This is a genomic window from Glutamicibacter sp. V16R2B1 (assembly GCF_005774635.1).
Classification (GTDB): Bacteria; Actinomycetota; Actinomycetes; order Actinomycetales; family Micrococcaceae; genus Glutamicibacter; species Glutamicibacter creatinolyticus.
This window is the reverse complement of record NZ_VATX01000061.1, coordinates 1-2,066: the sequence shown is the minus strand read 5'-3', so window position 1 is coordinate 2,066 and position 2,066 is coordinate 1. Positions and strand designations below refer to the sequence as shown.

Below are 2,066 nucleotides of genomic sequence, written 5' to 3'. Positions count from 1 at the left end.
CTCACCCAGTCGCTGGAGATCCCGCATCCTGACCCGGGCCTGTTCCAGACCCGCACCGTCGCCCAGACCCGAGCGGACAGTCCGCACGAGGTCCTGACCGGCGCGGTCGCGGACGGGGTCCTGACCGAGACCGAGGCCGCGCTCGTCGCCGCGACTCGGCTCGATGACGTCTCGGTCGCCGCCTGGGCCGCCCGCCACGCCACCCCGGTACGCACCGTCTACCGGCTGCGTGATCGGGCCGAGCGGCGCCTGGTCGATCACCTCGCCGGCCACCACGGGCCCGCGCCCGCTGACGAACCCCCCACCCGGCTCACTCGCCCACCGGCCAGCAGTGCGACGCCCGCAGCTGCGCCCGACCCGGCGGGGGTGCCCTCGGAGGTCGCGGGGGTGCTGGCATGAGTTGCCCTGTGTCAAGCCGCCGCTTGCCGAGCTTGATCGGTGACCGTTTTCTGATCTTGTTTGAGGACTGTCTGGAGTGCGCCGTGGGCGGTGGGGTCGTAGGGGACGCCGTCCTGCCAGCAGCGCCAGATGACGTTGACCCAGGCGCGGGCGAGGACGCGCACGGCGTGGGGGTGGTCGTGGCCGCGGGCTCGGGCGCGCTGGTAGAGGTCGGCTGCCCAGGGGTTGGCGCGGCGGGAATCGCCGGCGAAGTCGCACAGGGCGTCGCGCAGGTGTTTGTCCGCGCCCCAGCGGAAGGTGACGGCCTTGACCTTGCCGGATTGGCGGGTGGAGGGTGCCACCCCGGCGAGGCAGGCCAGCGAGTCCGCGGTGGGGAACCGGCCGCGAGCGTCGCCGATCTCGGCGAGCAGCCGGGCTGCGCGGACTTTCCCTGCGCGGGGCAGGGAGGTGAAGACGGCGCCGTCGGGGTGGAGTTCGAGTTGCTCGGCGATCCGGGGGGCCAGGGGCTCGATCTGTGCGTTCACGGTTCGCAGGGTCGTGACGTAGGCGAGGGTGACGGCGGCGTCGACCGGGTCGTGGTCGCCGGTGTCGCCGTGGGGTGCGCCGGTCAGGCGGGCGTAGAGGGTTTCCGGTGGGGTGCGTCCGCTGTAGCGGGCCGAGCGCAGCCAGGCGGCCAGCCGTTTGACCGACAGCCAGCCGGCCTGGGCCTGGGTGGTGAAGCGTTCGAGGAACCGCAGGCTGACGTCGGAGTCGATCTCGGAGAACAGCCCTGCCGCGGCGGGGAACACGATCTGCAGGTGGGCGCGGAGCTGGTTGGCGACCGCGATCCGGTGGGCGACGAGGTTGCGGCGGGCGCGGACGCTGCGGCGCAGCGCGGTGGTGGCCGCGCTGTCGCGTACGAGCGGGCGCAGCCGGCGGCGGTCGGTGCGTACGACATCGGCCAGGACGTAGGCGTCGAACCGGTCGTCCTTGTTCCCCGCGGATCCGTAGCGGGACCGCAGGTTCTTCAACTGGCCAGGCGGGATCACGAACACCGTCAGCTCGGCCTGGTCCAGGGCGTCGACGACCGGCCCGTCGGGGCGTTCGATCCCGACCTCGGTGACACCGCGTTTCAGCAGCCGCTTGACCATGCTGCGCAGCCCGGCGGCGTCGTGGGAGACCGCGAAGCGGTCGAGGACCTCGCCGTCGGCGTCGACGACCGCGACCGCGTGGTCGTCGGTGGCCCAGTCCACCCCGCCGTAGACCCGCGGCGCTGGGATCGGGTCGATACTCATCTGTGTCTCCTCGCTGTTGCACCAGTGGGAAGACACCCGGTGGTCCCGGGACACCGCAGCCGGTCGCTCACTGATCGGCGCTCTCTGGCGCGCAGCCCTGTAGCCAGTCGGGGTGTCCTGGGCCACCGGGCCTCGCGGAACTCATGCCGGACCTTCACGGTCGAGCGAGCAGGGCGATGGCCCGGTGGGGACCAGGGGCGTGTCCGAACTCTCCCATTCGCGAGTTCCGACACGAGGAAGGTGCACCAGTGAGCAATGTGGAAGAGGTACCGACCGAGATCCGGTGCCAGGCCGAGAAGTCCGCCGGCCCGGGGGTGGAGATCATCACCCCGCACCGGGTGCCTCTCGGCGGCAGCCTGGAGGTACGGCGCACCCTCCCCCGGCACACCCGTT

General features: G+C 72.3%; 2 protein-coding genes. One reads left to right on the top strand and one right to left on the bottom strand.

The features are described 5' to 3' along the window. Positions 1-399, top strand: a 399-nt coding sequence (locus FDN03_RS16030) for a hypothetical protein (RefSeq protein WP_212743937.1), incomplete at its 5' end; no start/stop codon positions are given. A gap of 11 nt (positions 400-410) precedes the next feature. Here FDN03_RS16030 and FDN03_RS16025 read toward each other — a convergent pair. Then, a complete protein-coding gene (locus tag FDN03_RS16025) occupies positions 411-1,673 on the bottom strand; it encodes an IS110 family transposase (RefSeq protein WP_138178584.1) in 1,263 nt (420 codons plus the stop codon). Positions 1,674-2,066 lie beyond the last annotated feature (393 nt).